The following is a 26,059-nucleotide window of genomic DNA, read 5'->3' on the forward strand; positions in this document are numbered from 1 at the left end:
CGAAACGCTGCCCTCAACATTTTGAATGGCTCAGCGCCCCGGGCATGCGGCGGGAGCACCGTCGCGCCACGCCACGCGGTTCAACGCGCCGAGGGGATAATAGCGTCACACTTGTTACTCCCACTGGTCGTTTTCCGGTGCCAAACTATTTTAGGCCCAACAACCAGCGATGAGCAGCGAATGAGCCGTGCTTCAGCGACGCGGGAATTCGCCCAGATCAGGAGGAAGCCATGACTTCAGCAGCCAAGAGCGAACGGAAAAGCGGACAGACTGCCATGCGCACACCACCGGTGGTGTCGCCGCAGGAGTGGGAAGCGGCCCACGCGCAGCTGCTCGTGAAGGAAAAGGCCCAGACCCGCGCCCGTGACGCGCTGGCCGCCGAGCGGCGACGGATGCCGTGGATGGCGGTGGAGAAAAATTATGCGTTCGAGGGGCCCGACGGGAAGGTGACCCTGCTCGACCTGTTCGACGGTCGGCGTCAGCTGATCGTCTACCGCGCCTTCTTCGAGCCGGGAGTGTTCGGCTGGCCCGACCATGCCTGCCGCGGCTGCTCCATGGTGGCCGACCAGGTCGCCCACCTCGCCCATCTGAACGCCCGTGACACCACTCTCGTCTTTGTCTCGCGTGCGCCGCAGGCGGATATTGCGCGGTTGAAGGCGCGGATGGGCTGGGAGATACCATGGTTCACCCTCACCGACAGCTTCGACGCCGATTTCGGCGTCGACGAGTGGCACGGCCACAACGTGTTCATCCGCGACGGCGACCGCGTGTTCCGCACCTACTTCATCAACAACCGCGGCGACGAGCAGATGGGCGGCACCTGGAACTATCTCGACATCACGCCGCTGGGCCGGCAGGAGGTCTGGGAGGACTCGCCCGAAGGCTATCCTCAGACCCCAGCCTACAAATGGTGGAACTGGCACGACAGCTACGCCGCGGATCCGGCAGCCGACAAGAAGTGGGCCGAGGTGTCGGAGGCCGGAGAGGCGGCGTTCCGGGAGGCGAGCACGAAGCAATGAGCCAGACCTGATCCGCTGAGATCGACGGCGGCGGCGTCGAAACGCAGGAATCCTGCTCCCAGCGGCGCTGGCGCGGCGGCTCATGAGCGACCCCTGCGCTGTTGCCGCGTTGTTCCCCCAACCGGACAACCTCGGAGAGCGTCCGGCGGTAGTGCTGGATCAAGTCCATTGATCACGGCCGATTCACGCTGTTCGTCAGCCCATTGACGTACATGACCAGGTTCAGCGGATCGAACCTGAGGCCGTGGAACTTGGCCGCGAAGCGCCCGCCGCGGTCGATCACGTGCGTCACCAAGCCATGCATCTGCTGGCCGCCTTCGAGCGGATCGAAACGGACGTTGTATTGCTCGGACAGCTTGCCCGTCGCATCCTCCGCCTGCCCTTCGCGGGTGGTCAGGAAGGTCCAGTTGCGCGGGTCGAGCCCGTGCGCTTCGCCGCATCCCTTCATGACCTCGGGCGTGCTGACTTCGGGTCTGTCGTCACCGTCAGGAACTGCACCACGTCCTTCATGGGCGTTTCGTTGACCATCGCCTGGACGCGGGCGATCAGGTCGGAGTGCAGCGGACAGACGTCGGTGCAACTCGCGAACACGAAATTGAGTACAACGACCTTGTCGGCGAAGTCCGAGAGGCGGACCGGATTGCCCTCGTCGTCGGCCAGATCGAATCCCGGCGCTGCGGGAGCGTCGATCGCCTGGAAATACTTCTCTCGCTGCCCATAAGCCTGTCGAGATCGGCGCCCGGATGATGGGCAAACGCGGGAAGCGCGAGGACAGACGTGACGGCCATCGCGGCGAGAAGTGTTTTTCTGTTCATCTCCGTTCTCCGGTTTGGTCGAGTTCTCGTACGATGATCTCTTCGAAGAAGGAAACCATCTCGGGGGTGTCCCATTCGGCGGGTCCGGCGAGCCGCGCGAGCTCGTTTCCGTCGGGGCCGATCAGAAGCGTGACTGGCAGGCCGAACAGTCCCAACGCGCGGATCGCAGTCCCGTCCTGGTCGATGAAGACGGGGAGCTTGACCCCGATCTCGTCGAAGAACTTCCGGACTGCGCCGGCTCCCGCTCGGTCCACCGAAAGGGCGACGACATCGAATCCCTCGCCGCCGAGCCGCCCCTGAAGGCGGTTGAGCGTGGGCATTTCGGCCCGGCAGGGCGCACACCAGGTCGCCCAGACGTTGAGCAGCACCATCTTGCCGCGCCAATCTTCGAGAGATTGCGGCTCTCCCGCCTCGTCGGCGAGGATGAGCTCGGGCAAGGGCTGCGGCTCCTCGCGCAGCGGCATCACTGTCGGTTCCTGCGCGTGCGCGTTGCCCACGGCCACAACGACGGTAAGTATCAGCGCCGACAGGATCGTCTTCACTGCGTCTTTTCCTGCTCGCGGCGGCTCATCTCCGACTGGTAGGCGCGCTCCCGCTCCGGCCATGTGCTCTTGATGAAGGCGAGAACGGCGCGGATCTCCTCGTCGCTCAAAATGTCCTCGAATCCCGGCATGTCGCTAGCGTACCCGTTGCCCACCACGGCGGCTGGACCCTCTTTGGTGATCCGGAACAGCACCCCGTCCGGGTGGTGCCAGGTGTGCCCGGACGCATCGTGCGGCGGGGCGGGCATGCGTCCCGAGGGAAGCTGCCTCTTCCAGTCAGGTTGGCCTTCGAGGCTGGCCCCGTGGCAGGAAGCGCAGTTCGCGGAATAGAGCTGCCGTCCCCGCGCAATTGCCGCGGCCTCGCTTGCTCCGAACGACCAGATCAAGGCGAGGGCGGCAACTCCCAAGAGCGCCGCGAAGCCAAGGATAACAGCCTGCCTGCTCATTTGCGGCCGCTGAAGAACAGGTACTTCACCAGGGCCGCGCCCGGCAGGACGAGCACCGCCACGAGCAGGAGCCAGCCCAGCCCCATGCCCAGCATCATGCCGCCCATGCCTTCCATCATTCCGCCGTCCATCATTGTCGGCTCCTTTTCCGCGTCTCGTTGCAGGCCTATTCCCGCGCGTATACGCCGCCCACGCTGCCAGACTTGGTGATCTCCAGCATCTCGAACGGCGCTTCCTTGGTGCCGCTCATTCCCGGCGAGCCCATTGGCATGCCGGGCAGCGTCACGCCCTTGATGTCGGGCCGCTCCGTGAGCAGCTTCTTGACCGTGCCGACGGGGACGTGGCCGCTGACGACGTAGCCGTCCACGAATGACAGGTGGCAGCCCTGGAATTCGTCCGCGATGCCTGCCTCGCGGCTCATCTCGGCGAGGTCGTGGGTGGCCTTGCTGGTGGCGGTGAAGCCGTTCTCCCGCAGGTACTCGGCATAGCCTTCGCAGCAGCCGCACTGCGGGTTCTTGTAGAGGGTGACGTCCTTCTCGCCCGCGAGCGCCGGGACGGCAGCCCAGACGAAGGAAGCGAGGGCGACGGCATTCAGGATAGTACGCATTTTCGGTTCTCCTTTTGAGGGATTGGTCAGGCGACGCGGAAGACGCCCATCATCCCGGCGGCCTGGTGTTCGAGTATGTGGCAATGGAGCATCCAGTCGCCCGGATTGTCGGCAACGAGGGCGATCTCCACCCGCTCGCGCGGAGACATGAGCACCGTGTCCTGCCACTCGCGGTGCTTGCTCGGCTTGCCGTTCCGGGAGATCACCCGGAAGGAATGGCCGTGCAGGTGGATCGGATGATGCCAGGCCGTCGCGTTGGTCATCGCGATGGCATGGCTCTTGTCCCGCGCAAGCGTCAGCATCGGGTCCATGACGTGCCCTTCCGCCGCGATGCCGTTGATGAACCAGATGCCGCCGGAGTGCATCATATTCATCATGCCGCCCATGCTGCCCATCATGCCGCCAACGGCGCCGGGGGAATGCTTGCGCGTGTCGCCCATGCTGCCGCCCATCTCCTGCATGACCATGGCTCCCATCATGCCGCCGTTGAAGGTGACCTCGTGCCGGACGGCCGATGCAAGGTCCGGCTCCGGCAGCGGGTTGGGCGGGAGGGCGACAGGCCAGCCGGGAGCCGCCTGCCTGAGCGGATTACCGGCATAGGCTAGGTCGACCAGGCGGTATTCGAGGCCCTCGTAGAAGCGGTCGATCACGGAAACCCGGCTTCCGGCGTCAGCCGTCATGTCGAGGATGAGGTCGGCGCGCATCGCGGGCCCCAGCACGACCAGTCCGCCTTCTGGCGCATGCGGCTCCACTGGCTGCCCGTCCAGCGCAATGACGGCAGGCTGATGGTTCCCGAAGTCGAGGCCGAAAATGCGGGCGTTGGCGGCGTTGATCAGCCGCAGCCGGATGCGTTCTCCCTTTCGCACCTGAAAGACATCCGGCACGCGGCCATTGATCGTGACCGTGTTTCCGACCCGGCCGTTGTGCATCATGTCATGGCGGTTGCCGAAGTCTTCCCGCATCTCGGCGGTTTTAGTCAGCCGCCAGTCGGACAGCACCCATGTGACTTCGCGGTCGACCCGGATGGGATCGGCTTCCTCCACGATCAGCGGGCCGTAGAGGCCTCTGCCGACCTGCTCGAAACTGCGATGGTGCGGATGGTACCAGAAGGTGCCTGCGTCGACGGCATCGAACTCGTAGGCATAGGTCTCGCCGGGCGCGATCGGCGCCTGCGTGAGGTGCGGCACGCCGTCCATCGGGTTCGGGACTCGCAAACCGTGCCAGTGCACCGTCGTCTCTTCGTTGAGTTTGTTCTCGACCGCGACCCGCAGGCGTTCTCCCTGGCGGATGCGAATTTCCGGACCGGGCAGGCTGCCGTCATAGCACCAGATGGGGGTATCGCCATGCGGCTCTGGCGCGATCTGGGCGCGTCCCGGTCCGGCGCGGATCCGGAATTCGCGAAGGCCTGGGGCGGCGTCGGATTGCGGCGGAAGCACCACGCCCGCCGAAACGGCGGCGGCCGATGCGAGGAAGGTTCGACGCGTCAGCGCCGGCACACGTGGATAGAGCATTTGATCAACCATCCCGGAATAGGCTCTTGTGACGCGCGGACGTAGCCGGCGCGTCGACGGGTCGGTCGCGAGCGGATGCCGCGGCCGTGTCAGCTCAGGAAGGTGGTTCGGGGAGGATAGGGCTCAGGCGGACCGGTGCGGCCGTCGGACGGTTCTCCGGGAGGCAAGGATACGATGCCGGCGAAATGTCGCAGCTCGGCCGTGGCAGGCGTGCAGATCGCGACAAGCGAGGTAACGCAGAACTGGCCGCATGCCGACGTCTGGCCGTCATCGCCGGGACAGTCCTGGCAGTCGGGCATGTCGCCGTCCATCTCAGCCATCGACATCGTCAGGGACATGTCGGTCAAAGCCGCGGCATGCGCCGCCGTGCTGAGGGCGAAGGCCGCGAGGAAGACGACTGCGAGGATGCGGACGAACCTGCTCATTGGGTAGACAGTAGTCCTGGCTCTGCGCCGTGTCCAGATTCGGTCGCAGGTGAACCATGACCGCCGCAAACGGATGCCGACGGGAGGCGATTTGTTGCAGGCTCCATTGGATGTCGGACTAGGTTCCGGAAATGGTCTACCGTGAGATCATAACCGCCTTTGGTGCGTTGCGCTGGCTTCTGGACCGCGGCGGCCGCCTATCTGTTGTGGTGGGGGAACGTCCAGCGACGGGCGGCCTTCCATCCCGGCCATTGTCGATCACCGGCTGATTGAGTTTTGACCCTAGTCCCGCCAACAGCTGCTTGATCTCTTTCCGGATTTCCTTGGATCGCCGCGCGAAACGATGGCGATGATCGCCAGTAGTTCGGCCAGTTCGCGGCGGCGGCGCAACCGGCGAACAGCTGATCTCCCCGCGTCCAGCCTGCTCCCAGCATGCAGTCGACGATCGCCTGAAAGCTTGGCTCCATCGTCTCCTGGCAGTCGATCTCACGGTCGGATTAGTCGCCCTGTCCTTCTCGCTCGGTTCCGCCTCGCCGATGTCGAGCTGCGGTATTTGGGCGACAGCTATCGGGAGCGGCTTCGATAGGAGAGACCCCAGCAATTGGATGCACGCATTCGGCTGGGACAAAGCCGCTGGAAGCGGCGACGATCGCTTGCAGGGCTCAGATCGCTCCGCCGCCATTCATGCCGACTTGACGATCGACAATGTGCGTTTGTAGGTGGCCGGTTTCGTGCGGAAATTCGCGGCGGGAGCAGGTCGGCCGACGTGAAAGCCCTGGATCTTATCGATGTCGAAGTCGCGGATAAGGGCCAGCTGCTCGTCGGTTTCCACCCCCTCGACCAGGATTTTATGGCCGCGATTTCGCACCAGGGCAATAATGTCCTGCAGCATCGCCTTGCCCCTTGGGGTGCCGCAGTCATGCAGGAACGAGCGGTCGATCTTCACCGTATCGAAATCGATGAGACGAAGCCATGAGAGACCCGCGAAGCCCGTCCCGAAGTCGTCAAGCCATACCCTGACCCCCAACAGCTTCAGGTCGCTGATGCAGCGCAGAATGTCGGAGTGCATCTCCATCTCCAGCCCTTCGGTGATTTCGAGGGCCAGCCTGCTGCCGGCGATGCCGGTCTCGCTCAAAATCGTCGCAACCGAAGCTGCGAAGCCGGGCGTCTTGAGCTGAATTGGAGAGACGTTGACGCTGACGACACGGACGTGATCGTCCGCCAGGAGTTCAGTGCACACTGTCCTTATGGCCCAGCGCCCGAGTTCCAGCACCGCGCCGGTTCGTTCCGCAACAGGAATGAACAGGCTCGGCGGAACCGATGTGCCGTCCAGCATTTTGAGGCGCATCAGAGCCTCGACGGCTTCAACCCGGCCAGACGCCACATTCTGGATCGGCTGATAGACGAGTGAAACGAGATCCTGGCCGATCGCGATCTTCAGCAAGGCCGCAATATTCTCGCTCTCGTCGCTGCTCTGGGGATCGTTTGGATCGAACAGCCAGGTACAATTGCGACCGCCTGCTTTTGCCAGATAGAGCGCACGATCGGCCTCGTGGATGATCTTTTCCAGCTTGGCGCCGGTCTGCGGCCTGGTGAAGGCAGCGCCAACGCTCACTGTCACCACCGAGGTGCCGTCCCTGCGCTGCTGGTGGGGAAGCGCGAGGTTCTCCACCGTGCTTCGAATGGCTTCCGCAAGACCTGCAACCTGTTCCCTTTTCTCCATGCGAGCCAGGACGATGAATTCTTCCCCGCCGTAGCGGCCGATTGAGCCATTGTGCTGCTTGATCATCTCGGCAAGGGCATTGGCGACGAGTATCAGGCAGCGGTCGCCTTCCTGATGTCCGTAGTAGTCGTTGAACCTTTTGAAGAAGTCCACGTCGATGAGGATCGCCACAAAAACGCTGCCATGCCTTTGCCAGTCGCTCCAGTAGTCGCGCAGCTTCTCGTCAATCGCCCGCCGGTTCTCCAGACCCGTAAGCGGATCGGTTCTCGACAGACTCAACAGCGCCTGGCCGCGCTCGGTGGCTTCCTTGTGCTGGATTTTGGCTTCGAGGGCGTTGAGGAAGACGTTGTAACGTTCCTCGTTCAGCTTCCAGTTTACGTAGGATGTGAATGTGAAGCATGAGATGTAGAAAGTTCCAAAGACCATTTTGTATGTCAATGTGGAAGGCACAAAGTAGTTTACAATATACAGTATCACCAGTATTATACTTGAAGTCACTATAGACATGCTGAATTTAAACGTGAAAAATAGATTGGCGCTCATCATAAAGATGGTGCCGAAGACCATATAATAAGAGACGCTTTCCTTGTCCGTGCCAAACACCGCTGGGGACAACCAACCGATATAGCCAAAGATGATGGCCGCAGCGCAAGTCACGTCAATCCATTCCGTGGCGACCCCGCGGCGAAGTTGTGCTTCCAGGGTCAACAGCGCCGTCGCTCCGACCGCGAAGCGTGCCATGATCGTATAGAGCGCGACATCCGGTATCAGCAGCAGATCCGTTGCCGAAAACAGCAGATAGATGGCAACGGCGATCCAAAGCCCAGGCCTGGCGTCCATTCTTCGCTTCGCCTGGCCTTCCTCCCGGTAGAGTTTGCGGAGCTCGTCGGAGCGCGGCTCGTAGCGCCGCTCAAGCGGTTCCGCATGGGCCATATCGGCCAATGCGGATGACGCGTATTCGTTCGTCACCCTAGGCCCCATTTGAACGGGGCTTTGTATGCCGAACTCATTTCTAGCTTCTGCCCCCACGCCGGCCGACTCCTCGGGCGCGACAGCGAATTGCGGCGCCTCGCAAGCAATATGCAGTCGCGCAGATAGGTTTGCGTTAACTCGTATCGGGAATCCGGCCCGCAAGGCGTCCAAAAAACCAAGCATGGTTCGCGGGAATTTAACGACACTGCTAAAATGCCTGACATGTGTCTTGGCAAAGATAAAATTTTAGGCAATATCTAACTATATCTAGTTAAATCTGATTATGGAGTTCTGCGGTGGCAACAATCCTCGATGGCAAAAGTCTGATTACTGCCGAGATGATCGCCGCCAGTCTCCCTCGAAGAAAGCTCGAGCCTCATAGCGAAGCGTTCGAAACCGCCCGCGTCGAGCTTGCACTCATTCTCCACATCACGCACCAGCAGATCGAGCAGCAGAAGGACCCCGCGGAGGTCATTCGCCGTCTGATGTCGCATCTCGAAGCAATGCGTATCAAGGTTCATCCGGACGTTTGGCAAGCATTGATACCGGTGGTGCGCAACCACCCGGTCCTGGAGTACTTTCTTGAGGATCCGCTCACGCGGTGGTCCCACGACAAGCCCAGAGGTTATTCCGGCGACGCACAGTTGCTCGACTACATCTATTGTGATCCGCACGTGGCGGAGAGCGTGGCAAACGCCTCGGAGGTCGGCAAGGCGCTCTACAGGCATACCAAGGATGTGCCGTCGTGCGTCGCGGCACGCGAACGACGCGATCTTTTGACCCGATATGTCGATGAGATTGCGACCAGGAATGGACCTCAAACCGAGGTCCTGGCGATTGCGGCCGGCCATTTAAGGGAGGCCAATCGCTCGGCCGCCTTACAGGAGGGCCGTCTCAAGCGCTGGGTTGCGCTCGATCAGGATCCTCAGAGCGTTGGATTGATCACGCGCGACTTTCAGGGCACTGCGGTAGAGGCCATCGACGGCTCGGTGCGAACCATGCTCACGAGAGGCCACAAGCTTGGCAAGTTCGACTTCATCTATGCCTCCGGCCTTTACGACTACCTTGCGCACAACGTCGCCGTGAAGCTCACGAAAACCTGCCTGCAGATGTTGAAGCCGAACGGGACATTCCTCTTCGCGAACTACGCCGAGGGCAACCCTGACGCCGGCTACCGGGAGACGTTCATGAACTGGGTGTTGCTGCTGCGGTCGGAGGCCGATATGTGGAACATCATCAATGCCAGCGTCGACCGAAACACCGTCGAGGCGCAGGTGTTCTTTGGCGAGAACCGCAACGTCCTCTACGGCGTCATCGAAAAGCGCGGATAACGACCGCCCGGGCTGCAAGCTTGTGGCGGTTGGCGGCAGCCAGTCCGATTGCGTTTAATCTTCGAACGCTGCGCTTAACGTCTCGAATGGCGCCAGCGCGCCGCGCACTTGGACGACGGCCGCGGCGACGCGATGCGCGCGCAGCACCGCCTCGGTCGGGGCATGGCCGGCAAGCCGGGCGGCGAGATAGGCGCCATTGAAAGAATCGCCGGCGCCGGTGGTGTCGACCGGGGCGGCGACATGCACGGCCGGAACGGGTTGCAGGGTCCCGCTTGTGGCGATCAGCGCCGGTTCCTCACCGTTCTTGACGACGACTTCGCCGACCAGCTTTTGCAGCCGTTCCGCGGTTTTCTGCGGCGCTGCGTCGCCGAACAGCATCTGCTCGTCGGGAAAGGTCGGCAGCGCGATGTCAGTGACTGCCAGCGCATCGAGGATCGCGCTCTGTGCATCCTCGCGCCGGCGCCACAGCCGCGGCCGATAATTGGGATCGAAGGCGACAAGCGAGCCGGCGGCGCGCGCCTTGGCCACCGCCGCCAAAAGTGTCTTGCGCGCGGCGTCGTCCAGAATTGCCAAAGTGATTCCGGAAAAGTAAACAAGCGCCTGATTTTCAAGGCTTTTCGCCAAAGCGGCCGCGTCGGAGGCAAGCTGCCTCGCGGCGGCGTCGCCGCGCCAGTAGGTGAAGGAGCGTTCGGCGCCGGTCAGCGTGATTGCATAAAGGCCAGGCCGGGCGCCTGGTATAATCGGGCTGGCGCCGATGCCGATGCCGTTTTGCGCGAAGAAATCGATCTGGTCGCGCGAGAACGGGTCGTCGCCGAAGGCCGACACATAGGTCGCCGGCCGGTCACCGCTCAGCGCATGCAGCGCCCACAGCGTGTTGAATGTGTCGCCGGCAAAGCCCATGCGCCAGTTCGGCCCGGCCTGGCCTGAAAGCTCGAGCATGCATTCACCGATCGATGCGACGCCGTTTCCTGCCATGTATCTCTCCTGTTGCATGTCGCCCACAGCTTGCGCGGCGGTTTTGGGATAACGACATGCACAAAACCAAAGACCGGTGCTGTAGCTTTTTGCGGGCGCCAGCGCCATGCTTGGCGGCAGCGGATTTTGCGCCGGCGGCGTTTTCTCAGCGGCGCGGCGGGACGCGATCCGCTCAGTGAGACGTTATTTCTGGAAGAGGAACCGGTTTGGCATCGTTATGGCGCTACGTTCTGGCAGGTGTTGGTCTGGCTGCCTTGCTGGCCGGCATTCTCGCCGCCGTCTATCTGACCGCGCCGCAAGCGCCTCGGCTCGCCGGCTCCGAGATTGCCCGTTCGAAAGAGACGGCGAACGGCCTGTTTATAGCCAGTTTCGAGCCGGAGCGGGGCGTTGTCCGTCAAGGCGAGCTGCAATCCTGGCTGCTGACCCTGAAGACAAATGCGGGCACCCCGGTGGAGGGCGCTGCGATCTCGATATCCGGCGGCATGCCGCAGCACAGGCACGGTCTGCCAACCAGCCCGCATGCGACCGATTATCTGGGCGACGGCCGCTATCGCATCGGCGGGGTGAAATTCACAATGAGCGGATTGTGGCAACTGCATTTCGCCATTTCCGCGGCGGCCGGATCCGACACGGTGGTCTTCAATGTGTTGCTCTGAGCGCTGGAGCAAGATGAACCGCTTTCCGCGACTTTTCGCGCTGCTGGCGATGGCTGTGCTTGCCGGCTGCGGCAAGCCTGAGTTTTCCGATGCCGAAAAGAAGACCATCGCCTCGCTGGCGCTGTCAGCCCTGCCGCCGCTGAAAGCCGACACCACCAACCGCTTCGCCGACGTGCCGGCCGCCGCCGCGCTCGGCGCGACGCTGTTTTTCGACGCCGGGATGAGCGGCGACGGCAAGGTTTCCTGCTCGACCTGCCACAAGATCGACCGGCAGTTCCAGGACGATCTGCCGCGAGCGGTCGGTGTCGGCCGCACCAACCGACGCACCATGCCGCTGGCCGGCGTTGCGCATGACGCATGGTTCTTCTGGGACGGGCGGCGCGACAGTCTTTGGGCGCAGGCGCTGGCGCCGCTGGAAAATCCCCTGGAGCAGGCTGGCAACCGCGCCGCCTACGCGCATTATATCAAGGCGCGATTCGGCGAGCGCTACGAGCGCATCTTCGGGCCGCTGCCCGACCTTTCAAATGTGCCGGCCAATGCCAGTCCGCTCGGCGGCGATGCCGAGAAGGCTGCCTGGAATGCAATGTCCGGTGCGCAAGCCGAGGACGTCAACCGCGTCTTCGCCAATATTGGCAAGGCGATCGCCGCCTTCGAGCGATCGGTCGCGCCGCCGCAGACGCGCTTCGACCGGTTCGCCGCCGCTTTGGATACCGGTATACAGGCACTGCCAGGCGACGACGCCTTGTCGCCCGAAGAAATCCTCGGGCTAAAACTGTTCATCGGCAAGGCCAATTGCGTGACCTGCCATAACGGGCCGCGTTTTACGGACGGCGGTTTTCACAACACCGGCGTGCCGTCGGTGGCGAACCTGCCGCCGGATCGCGGCCGCATAGACGCGGTACGCCAAGTCGAGGCCGATCCGTTCAACTGTTTCGGCGCGTTTCGCGATGGCGACGCCGGCGCCTGCGGCGAGCTGCGCTTCATGGTCAAGGCCGGGCCGGAACTCGTGCGCGCCTACAAGACGCCGTCGCTGCGCGGCGCCGCCACCCGTCCGCCCTATATGCATGCCGGGCAGTTTTCCTCGATCGAGGAGGTTGTGGCGCATTATTCGAAGGCGCCTGCCAGCGTCGAGGGTGTATCCGAGATCCACCCGCTGCAGCTTTCTGACCGCGAGCGCGCGGCGCTGGTGGCGTTCTTGAAGACGCTGGCGGAGTGAAGGGACCCAGCTGCTCGGTAGCGATCCTTCGCGCCCCCCTCTGTCCTGCCGGACATCTCCCCCACGAGTGGGGAGATTGGCTGTCCCCTCGGCTTTCGCCAATTTTCAACATTCAAGGAAAGGGGCACTGTCGCCGAAGCCGCCGATCTCCCCCCAAGTGGGGGAGATGTCCGGCAGGACAGAGGGGGCGCTGTCCCGCCGGCATCGAAGGTTCTTACCGCACCAGCGCGCCTACCGATCCTTCACCGTCTCCATCGCCACGAAGGTCGAGGTCTGGGCGACGTGGGGCAGGGCGGAGATGCGCTCGCCGAGCACGCGGCGGTAGGCGGCGATGTCCGTGGTGCGGACTTTCAGCAGATAATCGAAGCTCGACGCCATCATGTGGCATTGCTCGATCTCCGGCACCGCCTGCACTGCGCGGTTGAAGGCGTCGAGCGCGGCCGAGCGGGTGTCCGACAGTTTCACCTGGACGAAGGCGACATGGCCTTCGCCCATGCGCTCACGGTCGACGATCGCCTGGTAGCCTCGGATGATGCCGTCCTTTTCCAGCCGCTTGACCCTCGCCTGCACCGGCGTCTTCGACAGGCCGACCTTTGCCGCGAGTTCCGACATCGAAAGCCGGCCGTCGCTGCCCAGCGCCGAAAGGATGTTCCTGTCGATGCGGTCCAATTGGTCTTCTGTCATCAAATATATGGTCAAATTGGAGGAAATTTGGCCGAATGATAGATCAATCGACCTCTCCTGTCGATTTCTTTGGACCGATCGAAACTACGCTTTGTGCTAGCTTGCGTCATTCGGTCCGGTGATCGCCGGACCGCTCACTGATGCTCGCTCAACAGGACAGTCATGCCAGCGCTCGAAGCCATCCGCCAGCAGATCCGTGCCAATTACTTGCCTGAGGAAGACGAGGCCGTGAAGCGGCTGGCCGAGGCGGCAGGGCTTTCGACGAAAGAGCGCAAGGCAATCTCGGCCCGCGCCGCCGATCTGGTGCGGGCGGTGCGCGGCTCGTCCGATCCGCGGCTGATGGAAGTCTTTCTGTCCGCCTACGGCCTGTCCACCAAGGAGGGCGTCGCGCTGATGTGCCTGGCCGAAGCGCTGCTGCGGGTGCCGGACACCGAGACGATGGACGACCTCATCGCCGACAAGATCGCGCCGCACGACTGGTCGGCGCATTCTGGCGGCTCGAGCTCGATCTTCGTCAATGCGTCGACCTGGGCGCTGATGCTGACCGGCCGGGTGCTCGACGAAGGCGAGGACGGCATCGAAGGCACGCTGCGCGCCATGGTGCGCCGGCTGGGCGAGCCGGTCATCCGCAGGGCGGTCGCCGCCGCCATGCGCGAAATGGGCGAGCAGTTCGTGCTCGGCCGCACCATTGCCGAGGCCGTCAAGCGCGGCCGGCCGATGACCCAGAAAGGCTATCTCTATTCCTTCGACATGCTGGGCGAGGCGGCCCGCACCGAGGCCGACGCACTGCGCTATCTCAAGGCCTATGCCGACGCCATCTCGTCGCTCGATGCCGGCGCCAACGGCCCCGACATCCGCCAGAATCACGGCATCTCGGTCAAGCTGTCGGCGCTGCATCCGCGCTACGAGGCGACGCAGAAGGAAAAAATGCTGCCTGTGATGGCCGAGCGGCTTTTGTCGCTGGCGCTGGCGGCGCGCCATTCGCGCATGGGCCTCAACATCGACGCCGAGGAGGCCGACCGCCTCGACCTGTCGCTCGAAATCATCGAGCGGGTGCTGGCCGAGCCGGAGCTTGCCGGCTGGAACGGCTTTGGCGTCGTCGTCCAGGCCTACGGTCCGCGCGCCGCCTTCGTCATCGACTGGCTCTATGCACTGGCGAAGAAGCACGACCGCACCATCATGGTGCGGCTGGTCAAGGGCGCCTATTGGGACACCGAGATCAAGCGGGTGCAGGCGCTCGGGCTCGACGGCTATCCGGTCTTCACCCGCAAGGCCAACACCGATGTGTCCTACCTGGCCTGCGCGAAAAAGCTGCTGTCGATGACCGACCGCATCTATCCGCAATTCGCCACCCACAACGCCCACACCGTCGCCGCCGTCCTTTCGATGGCCGGCGATCGCGACTCCTTCGAGTTCCAGCGCCTGCACGGCATGGGCGAGGCACTGCACGAGACGGTGCGGCGGGCCGAGGGCACGCGCTGCCGCATCTATGCCCCGGTCGGCGCGCATTCCGACCTGCTTGCCTATCTGGTCCGCCGGCTGCTCGAAAACGGCGCCAACTCCTCCTTCGTCCACCAACTCACCGACGAGGAGGTCGAGCCGGAGGATATTGCTCGCGACCCGCTCGAAACCGTCGAGAAACAGGGGCCGGCCGCCAATCCGGCGATTCCCAGCCCGTCGGCGATCTTCGGTGCTGCCCGCCGCAATTCGAAGGGGTTCGACATCACCGATCCGGTGACGCTGGCGGCGATCGACAAGGCCAGGGCTGCATTCGTCGGGCCGGACCGCTGGCGCGCCAGGCCGATCACCCGTGCCGCCGGCTACGGCAATCAGCGTCCGGTGGTCAATCCGGCAAAACCCGACGAGGTGGTCGGCACGGTCAGCGAGGCAACCGCCAAGCAGGTTGCGACCGCCGTGCGCATCGGTGTGGAGGCGCAACCGGCCTGGGCGAAGCGCGCCGTCGCCGAGCGCGCCGCCATCCTCAACCGCGCAGCCGACCTCTATGAGGCCAACGCCATCGAATTCTTCGCGCTCGCCACACGCGAGGCCGGCAAATCACTGGCTGACGGCATCGCCGAAGTGCGCGAGGCGGTCGATTTCCTGCGCTATTACGCGACCGAGGCGGCCAATACCGAAACGGGAACCGAGGCGCGCGGCGTGATCGCGTGCATCTCGCCATGGAATTTTCCGCTCGCCATCTTCACCGGCCAGATTGCGGCAGCACTCGTCACCGGCAATTCGGTCATCGCCAAGCCGGCCGAGCAAACACCGCTGATTGCCTTCCGCGCGGTCGAATTGCTGCGCGAAGCCGCCGTGCCGGAAGACGTCATCCAGCTTCTGCCCGGCGACGGCCCCTCGGTCGGCGGCCCGCTGACCGCCGACCCGCGCATTGCCGGCGTCTGCTTCACCGGCTCGACCGAGGTCGCCAAGCTGATCGAAAAGCAGCTGGCCGAGACTGCCGCGCCCGACGCCATGCTGATCGCCGAGACCGGCGGGTTGAATGCGATGATCGTCGATTCCACCGCGCTGCCCGAGCAAGCGGTGCGCGACATCCTGGCCTCGGCCTTCCAGAGCGCCGGCCAGCGCTGCTCGGCGCTGCGCGTGCTCTATGTGCAGAAGGACGTCGAGAAGAAGATGCTGGAGATGCTGAAGGGCGCCATGGAAGCGCTCAGCCTCGGCGATCCCTGGCGGATCTCGACCGATGTCGGGCCAGTCATCGACGAGGAGGCACAAAAATCGATCCGCGACTATTGCACTGAGATGGGCCTGCAAGGCCGGCTGATCGCCAAGCTCGAAGCGCCGAAGGATGGCCGCTTCGTGGCGCCGCATGTGTTTCGGGTCAAGGGCATCGAGGACATCGAGCGCGAGGTGTTCGGGCCGGTGCTGCATGTCACCAGCTTCGACGCCGACGATATCGACGGGGTCATCGCCGCGATCAACCGCAAGGGTTATGGCCTGACCTTCGGCCTGCACACCCGCATCGAAGGCCGCGCCCAGCATTTCGTCGACGGCATCCATGCCGGCAACATCTATGTCAACCGCAACCAGATCGGCGCCGTGGTCGGCTCGCAGCCGTTCGGCGGCGAAGGACTTTCCGGCACCGGGCCGAAGGCCGGCGGGCCGCACTATCTCAGGCGGTTCCGCAAGGGGCCGCAGGCGGGCACGCCTGTTCTTGACGGCCGCAAGGTGACGGCGACCGAACTCGCCGACAATCTGCCAGACCCGGCGCTCGGCGGCTGGTCGACGCGGGCTGACCGGGTGGCGGTGCTGAGGAAGCATTTGCGCGGCAAGGGTGCCGCGGCCATCGGTGCTGCCGCAAGCATCGATTTCGGCCAGGTCGATTTGCCCGGGCCGACCGGCGAGGCCAACACGCTGTCGCTGTCGCCGCGCGGCCGCGCGCTGTGCCTCGGACCGGACGCCGACACGCTGCTTGCCCAGACTATCCAGGCGCTCGCCGCCGGCAATGCGGTGCTGGCCGTCGCGCCGGGTGCGCCGGCAGCACTGTCATCACTGACCGGCAAGGGCCTGCCGCTGGCGGCAATTGACGGCCGGCCCGACCCGGTCGAGGCACGCGCGCTGCGTGTCGACGTCGTTGCCTTTTCCGGCACGCCCGAGGCCGCTCGCATCGTGCGCAAGGTCATCGCCGACCGCGCCGGCCCGATCGTGCCGCTGGTCAGCGAAGTGCTCAACCCGGCCGCCTATGCGCATGAGCGCGCCGTCTGCGTCGACACCACGGCCGCCGGCGGCAATGCCAGCCTGCTGGCCGCGGCGTAGGGTCGGCCGGGTGCGCTCATCTCGGGCAGGGCAATCACTTCAGGTTTGCGCTGCCGGCGAAGCTGCCGATCTCCCCCCTTGCGGGGGAGATGTCCGGTAGGACAGAGGGGGGTGTGAAGGATCGCCAACTTTCGACTTTAGCCACTCCCAACCGGAAATTCGCCTGAGGGCGTGGCTGTGACAGTTTGATAGGTCGGCGGGACAGCACCCCCCTCTGCCCTGCCGGGCATCTCCCCCACAAGGGGGGAGATTGGCAGCTTCGCCGACGGCGCCCTATTTCGTCAGGCGCCGATCGGCAAAAGCCCAAGGGAGCCATGGGTCGCCTGAGACTACTCACGCGCCCTCGACGACCGAAAAGCCCTCGAACTGCGGATGGCCGAGATAGTGCACCTTGGTGGAGCCGGCGTTGCGGTGCGCGGCGCGGAAATTCTCGGATTTGGTCCAGGCGACGAAATCCTCATGGCTCGCCCACACGGTGTGCGAGGCGAACAGCGTGTAGCCTTCGGCCTCGTTGACCGGACCGCGCAGCAGATGAAATTCTTTAAAGCCTTTCATCTCCGAAAGACTTGAATCACGGTTCTTCCAGACGTCCTCGAAAGCGGCTTCCGAGCCATTCTGGACCTTGAAGCGGTTCATGGCGATGTACATTGGCTGTCCTTTTCGGGATTGGTGAATTGTGACGGTTGATGGTGGCCGAAACGATGAGGCGCAGGCTGTTAAAATGGACCGATCCGCGCTTTAAACACCCAACTTGACTTGCCGGTTTCGCTTGGAATGGGAGGGAACGGCGCCTGCTTGCGCACCAGTGTTAAAGCGAATTGGTCAAGCTCCGCAGAACCTGAGCTTTCGGCAAGCTGTATATCGCTGATGCTGCCGTCGGCCATGATAACGAAAACGACCCTGGCATTGTTGCGAGCGCTGGCCTGTATCGCTTTCGAAACACGACGGTTGGCGCGGGCAAGCTTCTTCTGAACTTCACCGCTGTAGCCGGATTCTATCGCATTGCCTGCCGCTGCCTGCTCCTTGCCCTTGCTGGAAGTCACCGCGTTGCTTTCCTCGCCATCCGCCGCGCCGCGGGGATCGATCGTCTCGCTGGCTCCGCCAAGACCTGGTGTCGCGCTCGGCCTTGGCGTCGGGATCGGCGGCTGCCCGATATCGGCAGGAGGGGCCTCGGTGTTTTCGGCCGGAGCAGCCGGCTCTGCCGGTGTTTCGATCTTCGGAGCCACGCTCTGCTCGTCCAGGCGTGGAGTGTCGGCCATCAACATGTCTGGCGCGGCAGTGGATTGCTCGACAATCTGCGGCAAGGGCGGGGGTGGTTGCGCGGCCATTTCCCTAATCGGCCGGTCCCCGGTGGGCCGGTCGGCAGGCGGCTCTGGCTTGATCTGGGGCTTGACCTCAGGCTTGGCTGGCCGCGGGTCGGGCACCAGGGTGACGTTCAACGCACCCTGACTATCCAAGGCGCTGCCGACCACGTTGGGGCCGGTTTGATCGGCGCCTTCCACTTCGATTGCGTCCCCGGCATCAAACGTGCCGGCAGGTGCGACGAGAAAAGCGGCCGCCACCGCCGCATGAAACAGGCAGGAGGTGACGATCGCCGCCGTCCAATTGCGGCTCATGGCTGACGGTCGGGCCGGCGCAAGCGGTCCGGTCGGCGCAAGCGCCAGTTCGCCATCGGCGTCGGGGAGGGGACTGATGTTCTGCATGGCTCGCGGCGAGACCTGCCGCAACCGGCGCGGACTTGTCAAATCAACATCATTTGCCCTGGCGGCAACAGGCCGGCCTCGTACCCGCTTCCAGTCTGCCTTCTCAGACCCCGAAGGCGATGCCGGTCTTGGTCTCGGTCTTCAGTCCGCGCATGCAAGCGTCCGGCTTGATGCCGGTGCCGGCGCATTCGGTCGAGCTGTTGATCAGCACGCGGCTGACCTTGGCGCAGTCGGCGCCGGCAAGATCGAAACGCGTCACCTTGGTCTTGCCCGCCGGCAGGTCCTTGAAGTCGAGCACCGTCAGCCGGTCGACGACGCCGGCCTCGTTGAACAGCGCGATCTCGAACGCTGCCTTCGAGAGGTCGGCGCCGAGCGTGTTGTTGACCACGAACGTCAGACGGCAGCCTTTTTCGGAGGCCTGCGCGCCATTAAGCTCAAGCGTGAGAGCAGGGGCCGGCGCAGCCTGTTGCGCCCACGCCGGACCCATCGCAAGCGGCATGGCAAGCACCGAGGTCAGCAGGCGAAGCGATGCCGTCAAGCTTTTCATTGTCGTCAGCCTCCAAATCGCATTGTCGCCGCCAGCTTCAGCGTGACGCCGGGCTCGTAGGCCGCGAAGACAGGCTCCGGAGGCTGGCCAGACGTGGTGATATTGAGCGGGTTGGCATATTTGACATCGAACAGGTTGTCGGCACGGAAATCAATCTTGAAATTGTCGCTCGCCTGGTAACTGACAAAGACATTGACCAGCGTATAATCGTCGGCGATCGGATTGCCTTTCGGTTTGCCATTGTACTGCACTTCGCCACCAACGGTGAGCTTGTCCTCCAGGAATCGCAACCCAAGCTGTGCTGTGACCTGTGAGGACGGGATGGTAAGCAGCTCAGCCCGCTCGCCATCGTAGGAAATCGTGTGACCATCGATGATCGACGCGGAAAGCCCGACGAAACCCCAGCCGGCGTCATAGACGCCTTCCATTTCAAAGCCGCGGATCCTGGCTTCTGCAAAGTTCTGGTACTGGAAGCAGATCGGGATGCCGGGGCCGAACGGGCAGCCGCTGGTCGGGTCGAATGCCGATAGCGTTACATCTGCTATGTAGTCTTCGACGTCGTTGTTGAAGTAGGCGGCCTTGAAGCGAAACACGTCGCCGGCTTCGAGGATGTCGTCGCGCTTGTAGTTGACACCGAATTCGACGGTCTTGCCGGTTTCAGGCTTCAGATCGGGATTGGGAAGGAACGGAAAGCTGACGCCTGCCGGATGGTTGCCGCTGATGAGGGTTTCCGACAGTGACGGAGAGCGATATCCCTCGGCATAGGTGCCGTAGAATTTCAGTCCCGAAAGGCCGGCGGTTTCGAACGGCGAAACGCCGACGGTGATGCGCGGCGACAGCCGGTCGCCGGCGGTTTCGCCGACATCGCTTTCCAGCTTGTAGCTGTCGTAACGCAGCCCGGCGATGATTTCGAGCCAGTCCCAGGTGAGTTTGTCCTGGATGTAGGCGCCGGAAACGTTTCGCTTGCCCGAAGGGGTATAGAAACTGGCGCCGCCTGCGGCGCCACCCGTCTCGACATCGTCGCCAACCCAGTCGCCGCCATAGGTCAGTTCGTGCGCAATGCCGGCGGTCTCGAACCGCGAGGTGTCCAGATGTCGATGCCCGAAGTGCCGACATCGAAAGTCGACATCGAGCCCGCCGGCAGGACGATGGGAAGACCGGTGACCGGATCAAAGCGGTTTTGCGCAACCAGGCTCGTCATCTCCATGTTGGTCTTGTTGTAGGAGGCGTTGACGTGGAGATCGAGCCAGCTCTTGTCCTCATCGGTGATGTTGTAGCGCGCCGTGAAGGTATTCGCCTCGAGGTCGACGTCATTCACCGGCGTGCCGCCGCTGACCTCGTTCCAGCCGTCGCTCGTGCCATTCCAGCCCAGCTTCAGTTCGCTGTTTTCGCTGGGGCGGATGGTTGTTTTCAAAAGGCCGCTCAAGACGTCGAAGCCGGTGCCGTCGACCGTATCGCCGCCGCCATCCTTGTAGTCGTCATAGTCGCGATAGACGATGTTGCCGAGGACATCCCAGTTTTCGTTGAAACGGTAGGCGCCGGCAGCGCTGGTCGTCCAGCCTTCGCCGTTGCTCTCATAGCGCCCGGTCGCGGACGCCGCCCATGTCTCGCCGTCGCGAAGATAGTCGTCCGCGTCCTTGGTCTCGAACAGGACGACGCCGCCAATGGCGCCCGAGCCATAGGTGTTGGCGACCGGGCCGCGAATGACGTCGACGGATTTGATGAGTTCCGGGTCGATATAGAAGGTCGATTGCGGGCCGTGGTCGGAGCGCTGGAAATTCTGCCGCGCACCGTCGACGATCACCGCGACGCGGCCGAAATCCTGCAAGCCACGGATGTTGATGCTGGAGGAGACGCGCCTCGCGTCGGCCTGGACCGCTACACCCGGCACACCCAACAGCATCTCGTTGGGCGTCGTCGCCATGCGGCGTTGCAATTGCTCCTGATCGACATGGCTGACCGAAGCCAGGGAATCGATCGCCGTCTCGCCGGTGCGGCTGACGACCAGGATCTGGTCGAGCAGCGTTGCGCCTGCCGCGGCCGGCTGTTCAGGCGCCTGCGCCTGTTCGGCCTGCTGCCGATCTGTTGCAGTTTGGGCGGCCTGTTGAGCATTGGCCGACGGGGTAAGCAGCGCGATCGCCGCAGCGCCCGCCAGCAATGCCGCCATGCCCTTTGCCATCGATCGATGCGCCGGACCTCTATGCCCCGGATCTGGGCTGCTATTCGCCAGACCCAGCCGTCCCCAATTCCCCAACCCCATGCCCCAACTCCAAAAATCCTGGTTCGATGCTGGCAGGCTTAATGCGCCGGCATTTTTCGTCGTGTCCGGCTTCTTAAATCTTGACTCATCTAGTCCGGTATTGCACTGACTAGTAAACATGAGTATTCAAGTCAAGAAATGAATCGGCATTTCACGCACCGCCGCGCCAGCCGACCAGGCCCGGCCCAGGAAAGGGATCGAACCAGATGAACACGCACAATCCCAAGGACTTTCGGCCCAGTGACTTTCGCCCCAATGACTTTCGCGATCGCGTTCGCCGTTCCGACGACAATTCGGCTCGTTTCGATCGGGTCCCGTTGACGGTGAGGACCCTGTCCAGCAACGCGCTGTTCCAGGGCGAGCACGAGATCGGCATCGAGCATCACGGAGCGCTCTACCGGCTAAAAATCACCCGCCAGGGCAAGCTCATCCTCAACAAGTAGGTAATAAAAATATGAACCAGCGCGTAAGGCCCGCGCCGCACGAGATCCGGCGGGCGCGGGCAGACAATCCGAAGACGCGCGAGCGCGATCTCGCCGCCCAGCTTAGCATTTCGGAGGCCGAGCTGGTCGCCGCGCATTGCGGCGACGGCGTCCTCCGCGTCGAGCCGCGCGTCAATGATCTTTTGACCGGCCTCGAGGCCGTCGGCGAGGTCATGGCGCTGACGCGCAATGAAAGCGCCGTGCACGAGAAGATCGGCGTCTACGACAAGGTCGTGACCGGCAACCACAATGCCATGGTGCTCGGCGAGAACATCGACCTGCGCATCTTCCCGAAAGCCTGGGCGCACGGCTTTGCCGTCGAAAAGCGCGACGGCGGCGATATCAGGCGCAGCCTGCAGTTCTTCGATGCGGCAGGCGAGGCGGTGCACAAGGTGCATCTGCGGCCGGCGTCGAACCTCTATGCCTATCAGAAGCTGGTGGCCGAGCTGGAATCGCCGAACCAGGAGTCGAGCGTCGCGATTTCAGAGGAAGGGTCGGTCTCAGAAGCCGGGCCTGAAAGCGAGGCCGAGGCTTCCGCCGCTTCCGCTGACGTCGACGATCTGCGCGACCGCTGGAGCCGTCTGACCGACGTGCATCAGTTCTTCGGCATGCTGAAGACGCTGAAGCTCGACCGCCGCCAGGCGCTGCGCATGGTTGGCCAGGATTACGCCTGGCTGCTCGACCACGATGCCGTCAGCGCCATGTTCCATCATGCCGCCGAGGGCGAGATGCCGATCATGTGCTTTGTCGGCAATCGCGGCTGCATCCAGATCCATTCGGGCCCCATAAAGTCGATCAAGCCGATGGGGCCGTGGATCAACGTGCTGGACGAGACCTTCCACCTGCATCTGCGGGCCGACCACATCCAAGAGGTCTGGGCCGTGCGCAAGCCGACCAAGGATGGCCATGTCACGTCTCTCGAAGCCTATGGCGCCGACGGCAAGATGATCATCCAGTTCTTCGGCAAGCGCCACGAAGGCGAAAGCGAGCGCGAGGACTGGCGGTTTCTGGCAGAGAACCTGCCGCGCATTCCAAGCCCGACCGCAGCCTGAGGACAACGACAATGGCTGCTTTGCTTGAACGGGCGCGTGTTTTTGGAATGGCGCTTGGGGCCACGGTGTGCCTTTGCGTGGCCTTCGCGCTGCCGGCCCGCGCTGCCGAAGGCACGGAGGTCTTTGCGGACCCGTCGAAGATAGCGGCCATCGGCGGTTCGATCACCGAGATCGTCTTTGCCCTCGGCGAGCAGGATCGGCTGGTCGCGCGCGATTCGACCAGCCGTTATCCCGAGGCGGCGCTCAAGCTGCCTGACGTCGGCTATATGCGCCAGCTGTCGCCGGAAGGCGTGCTGTCGGTCAATCCGTCGGGCATCCTGGCGCTGCACGGCAGCGGGCCGAAGCAAGCCGTCGACGTGCTGAAGAAGACGAGCATCACGTTCATCGAGGTGCCCGAGCGCTACGACCATGAAGGCATTCTCGAAAAGATCCGCATCGTCGGCAAGGCGCTTGGCGCCGACGCCAAGGCCGATGCGCTGGCAGCCGAGATCGATGCCAAGCTGAAGGCCGCCGAAAAGCAGACCGCTTCGATCAAGGACCGCAAACGCGTCCTGTTCGTGCTGTCGATGCAGGGCGGCAAGATCCTCGCTTCCGGCAGCGACAGCGCGGCCGACGGCATCATCAAGCTTTCGGGCGGGGTCAACGCGGTTGACGGCTTCACCGGCTACAAGCAGTTGTCCGACGAGGCTGTCATCACCGCCTGGCCCGAAGTGATCCTGATGATGAACAATGCCGGTCCCGGCGTATCGGACGACGAATTGTTCGCGAACCCGTCCATTTTGTCGACACCGGCGGGTGCGGCGCGCAAGCTGGTCCGCATGGATGGCGGTTATCTGCTCGGCTTCGGGCCGCGCACCGCCGACGTCATCCGCGACCTTGCCGCCTCGCTCTACGGCGGGCAGGCCGCGGACTGAGCGGGCGCCCGATGGTGGATCAATCGATCGCTGGTGCGGGCACTATGGCGACAGCATCCGACGGCGACCGTTCGGGGCGCGCGCGCATCGTCATCCTGGCTTTGTGCCTCGGACTTGCCGTTGCCGTCCTGTTTTCGCTGACATCAGGCGCATCGGATGCCTCGGCCGTCAGCGTCGTCGGCGACTGGCTGTTGGGTGCAGCACCCGGCAATGAGGCGCTGAGCGCGCGCGACCGCCTGATCGTCTACGACATCCGCCTGCCGCGCGTCACGCTCGGTGTGCTGATCGGCGCAGCACTGGCCGTCTCCGGCGCGGTGATGCAGGGGCTGTTCCGCAACCCGTTGGCAGACCCCGGTCTCATCGGCGTTTCGGCCGGAGCGAGCCTCGGCGCGGTGTCCGTCATCGTGCTTGGCGCCACAGTGCTGGCGCCGATAACTTCGATGCTGGGCACACTCGCTCTGCCGCTGGCGGCGTTCTCCGGCGGGCTGGCGACGACATTGGTGCTTTATCAGGTGGCCACCCGGCGCGGCCAAACCTCGGTCGCCACCATGCTTCTCGCCGGCATCGCGCTGGCGGCCTTTGCCATGGCGCTGACCGGTATCCTGATCTTCATGGCCGACGACCGGCAGTTGCGCGACCTGACTTTTTGGCAGCTCGGCTCGCTCGCCGGCGCGACCTGGCAGAAAATCGGCTCCGTTGGGCCGGTGATCGTGCTGGCGTTGGCGGCGATGCCGTTCCTGGCGCGCGGCCTCAACGCGCTGGCGCTGGGCGAAGCCACCGCCGGCCATCTCGGCATTCCGGTTCAGCGGCTGAAATACACGGCCATCATCGGCGTCTCGGCGGCGGTCGGGGCGTCTGTCGCCGTCAGCGGCGGCATCGGCTTTGTCGGCATCGTCGTGCCGCATCTGCTGCGTTTGGCTATCGGCCCGGACAATCGTTATTTGCTGCCGGCCTCGGCCCTGCTTGGCGCTTGCCTGCTGCTGCTGGCCGACGCCGTCGCCCGCACCATCGTGGCGCCGGCCGAGCTGCCGATCGGCATCGTCACCGCGATCGCCGGCGCCCCGTTCTTCCTCTGGATCCTGCTGCGCAAGCGTGGCGTCATCGACCTATGAGAGGCGACCTGTGAGAGGGTTTTCATGATCGAAGCGCGGGATGTCTCGCCCGTGTGCTCTGCCAGGTCTGGGCGCCGGTCGTCGGCGGCAAACCGCGCTATCTCTTCCTCGACGAGCCGGTTTCCAGCCTTGACATCAAGCACCAATTGATCATCATGAACATCGCCCGCGATTTCGCCAGGCGGGGCGGCGGCGTTGTCGCGATCCTGCATGACCTCAATTTGACGGCGATGTATGCCGACCGGATCTTCGTCATGCACGCGGCAGGCTTGCCGCCACCGGCTCACCGCAGGACGTGCTGAGCGACGATCTGATCGAAAAAGTATTCGATTGCCGGCTGCGGGTCGGCGTGCTGCCGGCCGGAGACATGCCGTTCGTGCTGCCGCAGTCAGCGGCTTAGGTCGGTCTGATAGTCAGCCGGGCTGCAACCAACGCGTTCCAACTTGCAAGGGTCGGCGCTGCCCCTCATCGCCCTGCCGGGCACTTCTCCCCGTATAGGGACGGGAGAAGGGGCTGGCCGCAGCCCCGGCGGCCTTCTTGCAACGATGGAGAATGGCGAAATCGGCGATGAAGCGGCCCTCTCCCCGTCACTATACGGGGAGAGGTTGCCGGCAGGCAGGTGAGGGGCAGCGCAAACCCTCGGGGTAAAGCGCAAATTCAGGCGGCCGGCGCCCTTTGCACCAGCATGTCGATGCCGAGCAGGTGGCGCACGTTCGGGCGCGCTGCCACCATGTCGGCGATCGTATAGCGCTCGAGCACGGCGAAGAAGGCGTTGAGCGCCTCGCGCAGCGACGAATTCAGTGCGCAACTGTCGACCAGCGGACATTCGGCGGCGTCGTTCTCGAAGCATTCGGCCATGGCGAAGCTCTCTTCGGTCACGCGCACGACGTCGAATAGGGTGATCGATTCGGCCGGGCGGCCGAGCCTGACGCCGCCGTTCCTGCCGCGCACCGTCTCGACCAGACCATGCTCGACCAAAGGCTGCAGGATCTTGAAAAGAAAGAGCTCGGACACCGAATAGGCGGCAGCGATCTCCGGGATGCGGCTCAGCCGGTCGTTATTCGCGGCGCAATACATCAGAATGCGCATGGCGTAGTTGGTCTGGCGTGTCAGCCGCATTTTGTCCTCACGAAGCAATAGCTCAGGCCTAATATGGCCTATACCTTGGAATAATTCCAGACAAGCACCGCATGATAGTTGAATATCTTTATCATGTTTGTGTGGGCGGTCGTGCAACCATGACCCTGATATGGCGCGCATTCGGGCGGGCGGATCACTAAGTTAAGTCCGCGA

Annotated in this window: 24 protein-coding genes and 2 pseudogenes; 10 read left to right on the forward strand and 16 right to left on the reverse strand. The window is 63.6% G+C overall.

Annotated elements, in window-relative coordinates; genetic code table 11:
- Positions 1–230: 230 nt before the first annotated feature.
- Positions 231–1,019: a DUF899 domain-containing protein gene (locus tag AC0L18_RS24625; protein ID WP_473494554.1), complete on the forward strand. Its 789-nt coding sequence runs from the start codon at positions 231–233 to the stop codon at positions 1,017–1,019.
- Between the two features lie 172 nt (positions 1,020–1,191).
- Here the strand turns inward: AC0L18_RS24625 and AC0L18_RS24630 are convergent, their stop codons facing one another.
- From AC0L18_RS24630 to AC0L18_RS24670, 9 genes are all read right to left on the reverse strand, one after another.
- On the reverse strand, positions 1,192–1,467 hold the full coding sequence (locus AC0L18_RS24630) for a thioredoxin domain-containing protein (protein ID WP_473494555.1): 276 nt from the start codon (positions 1,465–1,467) through the stop codon (positions 1,192–1,194).
- Positions 1,464–1,709: an SCO family protein gene (locus tag AC0L18_RS24635; protein WP_473494591.1), complete on the reverse strand. Its 246-nt coding sequence runs from the start codon at positions 1,707–1,709 to the stop codon at positions 1,464–1,466. Before AC0L18_RS24635 ends, AC0L18_RS24630 begins: the two co-directional genes overlap by 4 nt.
- A 121-nt stretch (positions 1,710–1,830) precedes the next feature.
- Positions 1,831–2,376: a TlpA family protein disulfide reductase gene (locus AC0L18_RS24640; RefSeq protein ID WP_473494556.1), complete on the reverse strand. Its 546-nt coding sequence runs from the start codon at positions 2,374–2,376 to the stop codon at positions 1,831–1,833.
- Entirely contained in the window at positions 2,373–2,822 is a 450-nt protein-coding gene (locus AC0L18_RS24645; protein WP_023803570.1) for a c-type cytochrome, read from the reverse strand. Before AC0L18_RS24645 ends, AC0L18_RS24640 begins: the two co-directional genes overlap by 4 nt.
- A complete protein-coding gene (locus AC0L18_RS24650; RefSeq protein ID WP_473494557.1) occupies positions 2,819–2,956 on the reverse strand; it encodes a hypothetical protein in 138 nt (45 codons plus the stop codon). Before AC0L18_RS24650 ends, AC0L18_RS24645 begins: the two co-directional genes overlap by 4 nt.
- 32 nt (positions 2,957–2,988) lie before the next feature.
- Entirely contained in the window at positions 2,989–3,429 is a 441-nt protein-coding gene (locus AC0L18_RS24655) for a DUF411 domain-containing protein (RefSeq protein WP_473494558.1), read from the reverse strand.
- Positions 3,430–3,455: 26 nt separating this feature from the next.
- A complete protein-coding gene (locus AC0L18_RS24660; protein ID WP_473494559.1) occupies positions 3,456–4,940 on the reverse strand; it encodes a multicopper oxidase family protein in 1,485 nt (494 codons plus the stop codon).
- An 89-nt stretch (positions 4,941–5,029) separates the two neighbouring features.
- On the reverse strand, positions 5,030–5,365 hold the full coding sequence (locus tag AC0L18_RS24665) for a hypothetical protein (protein WP_473494560.1): 336 nt from the start codon (positions 5,363–5,365) through the stop codon (positions 5,030–5,032).
- A gap of 682 nt (positions 5,366–6,047) precedes the next feature.
- On the reverse strand, positions 6,048–8,021 hold the full coding sequence (locus AC0L18_RS24670; protein ID WP_473494592.1) for a putative bifunctional diguanylate cyclase/phosphodiesterase: 1,974 nt from the start codon (positions 8,019–8,021) through the stop codon (positions 6,048–6,050).
- Between the two features lie 335 nt (positions 8,022–8,356).
- Here AC0L18_RS24670 and AC0L18_RS24675 point away from each other — a divergent pair, with 335 nt between their 5' ends.
- Positions 8,357–9,391, forward strand: a complete 1,035-nt coding sequence (locus AC0L18_RS24675; protein ID WP_473494561.1) for a class I SAM-dependent methyltransferase — start codon at positions 8,357–8,359, stop codon at positions 9,389–9,391.
- A gap of 54 nt (positions 9,392–9,445) precedes the next feature.
- Here the strand turns inward: AC0L18_RS24675 and AC0L18_RS24680 are convergent, their stop codons facing one another.
- The gene (locus AC0L18_RS24680; protein ID WP_473494562.1) at positions 9,446–10,366 is read right to left on the reverse strand and encodes a sugar kinase; all 921 of its coding nucleotides are present in this window, start codon (positions 10,364–10,366) and stop codon (positions 9,446–9,448) included.
- A gap of 206 nt (positions 10,367–10,572) precedes the next feature.
- On the opposite strand from AC0L18_RS24680, the gene AC0L18_RS24685 reads away from it, so the two are divergent.
- Together AC0L18_RS24685 and AC0L18_RS24690 are read left to right on the forward strand one after the other, a co-directional pair.
- Entirely contained in the window at positions 10,573–11,022 is a 450-nt protein-coding gene (locus AC0L18_RS24685; RefSeq protein ID WP_473494563.1) for a FixH family protein, read from the forward strand.
- A gap of 13 nt (positions 11,023–11,035) precedes the next feature.
- Positions 11,036–12,238: a cytochrome-c peroxidase gene (locus AC0L18_RS24690; RefSeq protein ID WP_473494564.1), complete on the forward strand. Its 1,203-nt coding sequence runs from the start codon at positions 11,036–11,038 to the stop codon at positions 12,236–12,238.
- Between the two features lie 231 nt (positions 12,239–12,469).
- Here AC0L18_RS24690 and AC0L18_RS24695 read toward each other — a convergent pair whose 3' ends face one another.
- Positions 12,470–12,922: an Lrp/AsnC family transcriptional regulator gene (locus tag AC0L18_RS24695; protein ID WP_023803583.1), complete on the reverse strand. Its 453-nt coding sequence runs from the start codon at positions 12,920–12,922 to the stop codon at positions 12,470–12,472.
- Positions 12,923–13,084: 162 nt separating this feature from the next.
- Here AC0L18_RS24695 and putA point away from each other — a divergent pair, with 162 nt between their 5' ends.
- On the forward strand, positions 13,085–16,696 hold the full coding sequence (gene putA, locus AC0L18_RS24700; RefSeq protein WP_473494565.1) for a bifunctional proline dehydrogenase/L-glutamate gamma-semialdehyde dehydrogenase PutA: 3,612 nt from the start codon (positions 13,085–13,087) through the stop codon (positions 16,694–16,696).
- Between the two features lie 333 nt (positions 16,697–17,029).
- Here the strand turns inward: putA and hmuQ are convergent, their stop codons facing one another.
- The 4 genes and pseudogenes from hmuQ to AC0L18_RS24720 form a co-directional block, all read right to left on the reverse strand.
- Positions 17,030–17,344, reverse strand: a complete 315-nt coding sequence (gene hmuQ, locus AC0L18_RS24705; protein ID WP_027156145.1) for a heme-degrading protein HmuQ — start codon at positions 17,342–17,344, stop codon at positions 17,030–17,032.
- Positions 17,345–17,412: 68 nt separating this feature from the next.
- On the reverse strand, positions 17,413–18,258 hold the full coding sequence (locus AC0L18_RS24710) for an energy transducer TonB family protein (RefSeq protein ID WP_473494566.1): 846 nt from the start codon (positions 18,256–18,258) through the stop codon (positions 17,413–17,415).
- A 244-nt stretch (positions 18,259–18,502) separates the two neighbouring features.
- Entirely contained in the window at positions 18,503–18,946 is a 444-nt protein-coding gene (locus AC0L18_RS24715) for a hypothetical protein (protein WP_473494567.1), read from the reverse strand.
- A 5-nt stretch (positions 18,947–18,951) separates the two neighbouring features.
- Positions 18,952–21,206, reverse strand: a pseudogene (locus tag AC0L18_RS24720) (TonB-dependent hemoglobin/transferrin/lactoferrin family receptor).
- A gap of 206 nt (positions 21,207–21,412) precedes the next feature.
- Here AC0L18_RS24720 and hemP point away from each other — a divergent pair.
- From hemP to AC0L18_RS24745, 5 genes and pseudogenes are all read left to right on the forward strand, one after another.
- Positions 21,413–21,649, forward strand: a complete 237-nt coding sequence (hemP, locus tag AC0L18_RS24725; protein WP_287139719.1) for a hemin uptake protein HemP — start codon at positions 21,413–21,415, stop codon at positions 21,647–21,649.
- A gap of 11 nt (positions 21,650–21,660) precedes the next feature.
- The gene (locus tag AC0L18_RS24730; RefSeq protein ID WP_473494568.1) at positions 21,661–22,740 is read left to right on the forward strand and encodes a hemin-degrading factor; all 1,080 of its coding nucleotides are present in this window, start codon (positions 21,661–21,663) and stop codon (positions 22,738–22,740) included.
- A gap of 47 nt (positions 22,741–22,787) precedes the next feature.
- Positions 22,788–23,654, forward strand: a complete 867-nt coding sequence (locus AC0L18_RS24735) for a heme/hemin ABC transporter substrate-binding protein (protein ID WP_473494593.1) — start codon at positions 22,788–22,790, stop codon at positions 23,652–23,654.
- An 11-nt stretch (positions 23,655–23,665) separates the two neighbouring features.
- The gene (locus AC0L18_RS24740) at positions 23,666–24,766 is read left to right on the forward strand and encodes a FecCD family ABC transporter permease (protein ID WP_473494569.1); all 1,101 of its coding nucleotides are present in this window, start codon (positions 23,666–23,668) and stop codon (positions 24,764–24,766) included.
- Positions 24,767–24,810: 44 nt separating this feature from the next.
- A pseudogene (locus AC0L18_RS24745) lies at positions 24,811–25,166 on the forward strand (ATP-binding cassette domain-containing protein); the annotation flags it as partial.
- 257 nt (positions 25,167–25,423) lie between these two features.
- Here the strand turns inward: AC0L18_RS24745 and rirA are convergent.
- Positions 25,424–25,885, reverse strand: a complete 462-nt coding sequence (rirA, locus tag AC0L18_RS24750) for an iron-responsive transcriptional regulator RirA (RefSeq protein WP_292549274.1) — start codon at positions 25,883–25,885, stop codon at positions 25,424–25,426.
- Positions 25,886–26,059: the final 174 nt, after the last annotated feature.

The sequence above is a fragment of the Mesorhizobium sp. WSM4819 genome (assembly GCF_055811215.1).